Origin of the sequence: Micromonospora sp. AMSO1212t (genome assembly GCF_008868145.1) — a bacterium.
Lineage (GTDB): Bacteria > Actinomycetota > Actinomycetes > Mycobacteriales > Micromonosporaceae > Micromonospora > Micromonospora tulbaghiae.
Window position 1 is genome coordinate 21,794 of sequence record NZ_WBKS01000072.1, and the last position, 7,646, is coordinate 29,439.

The 7,646-nt window shown below is 74.7% G+C and carries 5 protein-coding genes; 4 read left to right on the forward strand and 1 reads right to left on the reverse strand.

Going from position 1 to position 7,646, the window contains the following annotated elements:
• The first annotated feature begins 38 nt into the window (after positions 1-38).
• The 4 genes from F8279_RS18570 (at position 39) to F8279_RS18585 (ending at position 4,652) form a co-directional block, all read left to right on the forward strand.
• A complete protein-coding gene (locus tag F8279_RS18570) occupies positions 39-2,831 on the forward strand; it encodes an FAD-binding and (Fe-S)-binding domain-containing protein (protein WP_091418494.1) in 2,793 nt (930 codons plus the stop codon).
• Complete coding sequence (locus F8279_RS18575) at positions 2,831-3,250, forward strand: glutaredoxin domain-containing protein (protein ID WP_091418177.1); 420 nt, start codon at positions 2,831-2,833, stop codon at positions 3,248-3,250. The genes F8279_RS18570 and F8279_RS18575 overlap by 1 nt, the downstream gene beginning before the upstream one ends.
• Before the next feature lie 109 nt (positions 3,251-3,359).
• Positions 3,360-4,226, forward strand: a complete 867-nt coding sequence (locus tag F8279_RS18580; RefSeq protein WP_091418180.1) for an SDR family NAD(P)-dependent oxidoreductase — start codon at positions 3,360-3,362, stop codon at positions 4,224-4,226.
• Between the two features lie 45 nt (positions 4,227-4,271).
• Positions 4,272-4,652: a VOC family protein gene (locus F8279_RS18585; RefSeq protein ID WP_091418183.1), complete on the forward strand. Its 381-nt coding sequence runs from the start codon at positions 4,272-4,274 to the stop codon at positions 4,650-4,652.
• Between the two features lie 54 nt (positions 4,653-4,706).
• Here the strand turns inward: F8279_RS18585 and F8279_RS30885 are convergent.
• Positions 4,707-7,646 (reverse strand): glycosyl hydrolase (locus F8279_RS30885; RefSeq protein ID WP_305069410.1); only part of this gene is annotated, 2,940 nt, incomplete at its 5' end.

The window sequence follows — 7,646 nt, forward strand, 5'->3', positions numbered from 1 at the left end:
GTGCGTGACTACTGTGGGCCGGGGGAGGTGCGGTGATCATGACGAAGCTGAGCGCGTCCGCGCGGGCCGGGCTGGAGTCGGTGGTGCCCGGCGGCGTGGCGACCCGGGCCGCGGACCGGCTGCGGATGGCCCACGACGCCTCGCACTACCTGCTGCACCCCGGCGCGGTGGTCACACCGTCCGACGCCGGTCAGGTCGCCGCGCTGCTGGCCTACGGCCGCCGCACCGGCACCGCGCTGACGTTCCGCTCCGGCGGCACCAGCCTCAGCGGCCAGGCGGTCACCGACCGGCTGCTGGTCGACGTGCGGCGGCACTTCCGCGACCTCACGGTGCTCGACGACGGGCGGCGGGTACGGGTGCAGCCGGGGGTGGTGCTGCGGCAGGTCAACGCGCGGCTCGCGCCGTACGGCCGCAAGCTCGGTCCCGACCCGGCCAGCGAGTCCGCCTGCACGGTCGGCGGCGTGGTCGCCAACAACTCCAGCGGCATGACCTGCGGAACCGAGTTCAACACGTACCGGACGCTGGAGTCGCTGGTCCTCGCCCTGCCCAGCGGCACCGTGCTGGACACCGGCGCCCCGGACGCCGACGCCCGGCTGCGCGCCGCCGAACCGGAGCTGCACGCCGGGCTGCTGCGGCTGCGCGACCGGGTACGCGGCAACCCCGAGTCGGTGCGCCGCATCCGCGCCCAGTACGCCATGAAGAACACCATGGGCTACGGCGTGAACGCGTTCCTCGACCACGACGACCCGGCCGGCCTGCTCACCCGGCTCGTGGTGGGCAGCGAGGGCACGCTCGCGTTCGTCGCCTCGGCGACGTTCCGCACCGTACCCGTGCACCGGCACGCCGCGACGGGCCTGCTGGTCTTCGACTCCCTGGGCGCGGCGATGGCCGCCATGCCGGCGCTGGTGGCCGCCGGGCCGGCGGCGGTCGAGTTGCTCGACGCCGCAGCCCTGCGGGTGGCCCAGCGTGACCCGAAGGCGGACGCCGCGCTGCGCGGCCTGGCCGTGCGCGGGCACGCCGCGCTGCTCGCCGAGTGGCAGGAGTCCGACCCGGAGGCGCTCGCGGACCGGGTCGGCGGCGCCGGGCCGGTGCTGGCCGGCCTGCCGTTGAGCGCACCGGCCCGGCTCAGCGGCGAGCCCGCCGCCCGCGCCGCGCTGTGGCACATCCGCAAGGGCCTGTACGCGGCGGTGGCCGGCGCCCGCCCGTCCGGCACCACGGCGCTGCTGGAGGACATCGCCGTGCCGGTCGAGGCGCTGGCCGGCACGTGCGCGGCGCTCGCCGGCCTGTTCGACCGGCACCGGTACGCCGACAGCGTCATCTTCGGCCACGCCAAGGACGGCAACCTGCACTTCATGCTCAACGAGCGCTTCGACGGCGGCGAGGCCCCGGCGCGCTACGCCGACTTCACCGAGGAGATGGTCGACCTGGTGCTCGGCCACGGCGGCACGCTCAAGGCCGAGCACGGCACCGGCCGGGTGATGGCCCCGTACGTGCGCCGCCAGTTCGGCGACGAGCTGTACGAGGTGATGCGCGAGCTGAAGACGCTCTGCGACCCCGACGGTGTGCTCAACCCGGGTGTGCTGCTCAGCGACGACCCGGAGATCCACATGCGGCACCTCAAGACCGTGCCGACGGTGGAGGAGGAGGTGGACCGCTGCGTCGAGTGCGGCTACTGCGAGCCGGTCTGCCCCAGCCGCGACCTCACCACCACGCCCCGGCAACGCATCGTGCTGCGCCGGGAGATCGCCGTCGCGCAGGCCGCCGGTGACACCGCGCTGGTCCGGGAGCTGACGGACGACTACGACTACGACGCGGTGCAGACCTGCGCGGTCGACGGCATGTGCGCCACCGCCTGCCCGGTGTTGATCAACACTGGCGACCTGGTCAAGCGGCTGCGCGCGCAGGAGCACGGCCGGGCGGCGGGGACCGCCTGGCGCGGCGCGGCCCGCCGCTGGAGCGCCACCACCCGGGGCATGGCCCGCGGGCTCGACCTGGCCGGGGCGCTGCCGCCCGCGCTGCCCGAGGCCGCCACCCGGGCCGCCCGCGCGGTGCTCGGCGCCGACCGGGTACCGCAGTGGCAGCGGGACCTGCCGCGCGGCGGCACCCCGCGCCGCCCCCACCCGGCCGCCGACCCGGACGCGGTGTTCGTCCCGTCCTGCCTGGGCACGCTGTTCGCCCCGGCGCGGGGCGGCACGGGCGTGGCCGCCGCGCTGCTCACGCTCGCCGAGCGGGCCGGCGTACGCCTGCTCGTGCCGGACGGCATCGGCGACCTGTGCTGCGGCACCCCCTGGTCGTCGAAGGGCCTCACCGACGGCTACCGGGCGGTGCGTGACCGCGTCCCGCCGGTGCTGCGCGCGGCCAGCCGTGACGGCGCGCTGCCGGTGGTCAGCGACGCCGCGTCCTGCACCGAGGGCTTCGAGCGGCTGCTCGACGGCGCCGGGGACCTGCGGGTCGTCGACGCGGTCGCGTACACCGCCGGCACGTTGCTGCCCCGGCTGACCGTGCGCCGCCGGATCGGTTCGCTCGCGCTGCACCCGACCTGCTCGTCGGTCCGGCTCGGCCTGGACGACGCGCTGCTCACAGTGGCCCGCGCGGTCGCCGACGAGGTGGTGGTCCCGGAGGGCTGGCAGTGCTGTGGCTTCGCCGGTGACCGAGGGCTGCTGCACCCGGAGCTGACCGCGTCGGCCGCCCGGGCCGAGGCCGCCGCCGTCACGGCCCGGCCCTTCGACGGGTACGCCTCGGTGAACCGCACCTGCGAGATCGGGTTGGCACGGGCCACCGGGCAGCCGTACCGGCACCTGCTGGAGCTGCTGGCTGAGGTGACCGCGTGATGCGCAGCTGGCGGCTGGCCGCGCTGATGCTGGTCGTCGGCGTGGCGGTGGGCGCCGGCCAGGACACGCGGGTGTCGTCGGTGGTGGGCTTCCTCGCGTTCGCCGCGGTGGCGGCGCTCTTCTCGCCGCTGGCCTTCCCCCGGTCGCTGACCTCGGCGCAGGCGCGTCTGCGCAGCGCGGACGACGGCCGGCCGGTCATCTACTGGCGGCCCGGCTGCACGTACTGCCTGCGGCTGCGTCTCCGGCTGGGCGGGCGGGCCCGACGCGCGTACTGGGTGGACATCTGGCGCGACCCGGAGGCCGCCGCCGCCGTCCGGGCGGTGACCGGCGGCGACGAGACGGTCCCCACGGTGGTGCTGCCGGACGGGGCGGTGGTCAATCCCGACCCGGCGTGGTTGCGGGCGCGGCTCGGAGCCTGACCGGCGAACCCCGGCTCGGGGCCTGACCGGGCGAACCCCGGCACGGGACGGCCCGGCGGGCATACCGTGCGAAGAGGGCGTCACGGACGGTGCCCGCGGAGGGGGAACGATGTCGGCCGGGACGTTGTCGGGGCGGGTCGCTGTGGTCACCGGCGCCGCGCGGGGGATCGGCCGGGCCGCGGCGGTGGCGCTGGCCGAGGCCGGCGCGGACGTGGCCGGGATGGACGCCGCCGGACCGGTCAGCCCGATCCTGGACCTCCCGCCCGCCACGCCGGAGGACCTGGCCGAGACCGGCCGGCGGGTGACGGCGGCGGGTGCCCGCTGGTCGGCGCACGTGGCCGACCAGCGCGACATCGGCGCGGTACGCGCGGTGGCCGAGGCGGTGCAACGGGAGCACGGCGGCGTGGACGTGCTGTTCGCCAACGCCGGCATCCAGGCGTTCGCGCCGCTGCTGGAGATGACCGACCAGCACTGGCACGACCAGATCGACGTGAACCTCACCGGCGCCGCCAACGTGCTGCGGGTCTTCGCACCGCTGCTGGTACGCCGCGGCGGCGGCCGGATCGTGGTCACGTCGTCCACCCAGGGGCAGCACGGCACCACGAACGGGTCCGCGTACTCGGCGTCCAAGTGGGGACTCATCGGCCTGGTCAAGTCCGCCGCGCTGGAACTCGGGCCGCACGGCGTGACGGTGAACGCGGTGATCCCGGGCCTGGTCGACACCGCGCTGACCCGGCACCGGGACCGCTACGTGCAGGCGCTCGTCGAGGCGGGGAAGCCGGCCTCCGGTGACCTGGCCCAGGTGGAGCAGGCGGCGGTGGCGGCGCTGCGGTCGAAGACACCGCTGGGCGTGCCGTGGGTGGAGCCGGAGGACGTCGCGCCGCTGGTGGTGTTCCTCGCCTCCGACGCCGCGCGGATGGTCAGCGGCACGTCCTTCGCCGCGACGGCGGGCGACAGCGCGCACGTGACCGCCTGACCGGGCCGGGCTGCCGGTGAGGGCGGTCCTGGCTAGGCTCGGGCGATGCATCGATCGCGGTTGTACGCCCTGATCATCGACGCGCCGCGGGACGAGGCGGGGGAGGCGGCCGCGTTCTGGTCCGCCGCGCTCGGCGCGGAACTGCGCACCGAGCCGGCCGAACCGGAGTTCACCGGCCTGGCCGACGTGATGCCCGGGCTGGTCACCGCCGTGCAGTCGGTCGACGACGCGCCCCGCTACCACCTCGACATCGAGACCGACGACGTGGCCGCCGAGGTCGAGCGGCTCTGCGCACTGGGCGCCACGCCCGTCTCCCGCTGGCTCGACTGCCACGTGCTGCGCGCGCCGGGCGGGCACCTGCTCTGCGTCATCCCGGTGGCGAGCGACAGCGAGCTGTTCGAGACCACCGCCACCCGCTGGCCGTGACCCGGCCGCGAACCGGCGCCCCGGCCACTGGGGCCGGGGCGCCGTAATTTCGGGTCAGGAGCCGTACGGCAGGGTGACAGTGGAGCTGTTGCCGACGCCGAGGATCGTGGGCGCGCCGCCGATGGCGTTCCACACCTCGACGCGTACCGTGCCGCCGGACAGGTTGCCCAGCGTGCCGGTGGACGAGAGCAGACCCTGGGTCTGCCGGTAGCGCTCCGCACCCGGGACCGGATCGGTGGCGAAGTACCGGTAGGTCTCCACCCGCTCGACGCTGCCGTTGCCGGTCAGGTCGTAGGAGACCCGGATCTGCACGCCGTTGCCGACCGCGGTGCCCGCGTCGACGGCCAGGTCGAACGCGGTCGCCCCGCCGGTGTACGTGCCGGTCAGCCCGGTGGCGGTGAACACCTGCGGGTTGGTCGGCGTGCCGTCGTGGTTGCCGTTCGCCGCCGCCACGTTCACCGTGCCGGAGGTGCCGGCGGTGCCGTCCAGCCCGCCGCCGGAGCGCAGGTACCGGACCGGCTTCAGCGGGGTGCCCGTACTGGTCGGACCGGGGCTCGCGGTGGTCGGCGTCGGGCTGGCGGTGGTCGGCGTCGGGGTGGGCGTCACGGTGGGCGGGGGACCGGTCGGTACGGTTCCGCCGCCGGTGGCGTTGCCGCCGCTCCACGTGTACGCCCCGGAGGTCGCCGTCTTCCCGGCCGGCACGGCGAGCGTGACGCCGTTGGAGAACGTGACCGTCAGCGGCCGGGCCGTGATGTTCGACGCCACGTAGGTGCGGGCGCCGTTCTTGACGAACACCTTCGCCAGCGGGTGGTTCGCGGTGACTGTGGTGTCGACGGTGCCGAGCGCGGCCAGGTTGCGGATCCAGTGGAACGTGTGCGCCTTGCTCTCGCCCTCCTCGCTGGTGAATCCGCTGTTGGCCCGGAAGTTGCGCAGCGCCTGCTCGCCGTCGCCGAGCGCCAGGAACTCCCAGACGATGTCCTGCCACACCGTCGGCGGGCCGCCCTTGTTGGTGACCAGCTCGGCGTAGTTGGCCTTGACGTACTCCGGGAAGTCGCCCAGGTAGAGGTGACCGCCGGTGATCGGCAGCATGTTGATGCCCTGGATCATCTCCGGGGCCGCGGAGAACCAGGTCGAGTACGACCCGCCGTCGCCCCACACCATGCCGACCGTCTTGTGCCCGAACGCGGCCGGGAAGTTCTGGTCGTACACGTCGAACCAGTACTCGGAGATGGCCGCGGACTGGGTGGTCCACAGGTAGACCCCGGCGTCGCGGACGGCGGTGTCGCCGGTGGCCTGGCCCCACTGGATCAGCGCGTTGGCGAAGTTCATCCCCTCCGAGGAGGACTCCTGGTTGTTGCCGGCGAAGAACGGCGCCAGGCCGGAGGCCCAGTCGTGCCCGGCGTAGATGTCGAAGTCCCGCAGGTAGGGGAAGCGGCTGTCGGCGCGGTCGTAGTTGTTGGCGTCGCGGATGAGCAGGTCGACCATGCCGCCGTAGCGGCTGTCGTCGGCCCAGCCCGGGTCGAACTTGGCCAGCGTGGCGGCGGCGGCGATGAAGTAGCCGTAGTGGAAGTGGTGGTCGTTGAGGTCCTCGTCGGCGCCGTACGACGCCGGGTAGCCGATCAGCGTGCCCCAGTTGCGGTCGTAGTAGAACAGCTGGCCGGCCTCGCCGGAGCCGGCGGTGAGCCAGTTGGTCAGCCGGTTCCGCATCGCGTTCAGCGCCGCGTCGCGGACCGAGGTCTGCCCGAGCTGGTCGGCGATCTCAGCGAGGCGGGCGGCCCGGCCGAGTCCCTTGCCGGCCCAGTAGGTGTCCGGCCCGCTGAGGCCCTCCGGGTTGCCCTGCTCGGCGTTCAGGTAGCCGGTGACGGTGGACAGGTCCGCGCCGCTGGAGTCTCCGACGGCGGGCACCTCGGGCAGCACGCCGGTGAAGCGCATCGTGGTGGTGAACGACGGCACGCCGGTGAGCACCCGCATGGCGCCGCGCGCGGAGACGTACGTCGGGGAGATCGGGGTGGCGCCGGTGAGGCTGCGCCACTGGTGCGGGTAGAGGGCCACCACGGTCTTCGTCTCGCTGCCCTCGCGGGGCGTGGTGGTGAACGCGTACGTGGTGCGCACCGTGCCGGCGGACGGGTCGTAGGTGTAGCTCATCCGGGTGCCGGTGACGTGGGCGTGGGCGTACCGGGCGTAGGTGTCGGCCAGGGCGGCCCGGTCGCCGCCGCCGGGCAGCGCCGCGACCGAGAAGTACCCCTTGCCGGCCAGCGTCGAGCTGATGCCGGTGCCGTTGACGGTCCAGGTCGCGCCGGTCGGTGCGTACGCGACGTAGTCGTGGCCGCGGACGGTGAAGCCGATGGTGGCGCCGGAGTTGCGCCAGACGGTGGGCGTCCCGGCGGTGGTGAGCTGCGCGGTGCCGCCGCTGACCGTGTAGTAGCTGAACGGCAGGCCGTGGCCGATGGTGGCACGCATGGTGCGGCTGCCGTCGCTCCAGTCGGCGGTGACCGTCCAGTCGGTCCACCCGGCGGCCTTGACCACCGGCGCGGACAGTCCGGGCATGCCGACGCGGACGTCCTCGGTGTACGGGTAGTGGAACTCGCCGACGCCGGTCGCGGTGCCGCTGATCGCCGGCGTGGTGGTGTACGACAGCCCGAGCCCGTTGTTCTCGGCCTTGGCCGCCAGCGGGTGGGCGTGCAGGACCTCGCTGCCCGTGCAGTTGTTGCGCTTCCAGATCAGCGACGACCACCAGTCGTTGGTGGGGATGGCGCCGGCGGGCGCGTCGGCGGTGGTGAAGACGCGCGGGTTGGTGCTGATCGCGCCGCAGCCCTTGGGCAGCAGGGCGCCGGCCGGCCGCGTCTCGGTGTAGCTGCCCGCGCCGACGGCGCCGGCGGTGGCCGTGCCGCCACCGGCGACCACGACGCCCAGCAGGCCGGCGGCGAGCACTGAGGCGGCGACGAGGGCGGTCGCCCGCAGGCCGCGCCGACGGGCCGGGGACGGGGCCGGCGC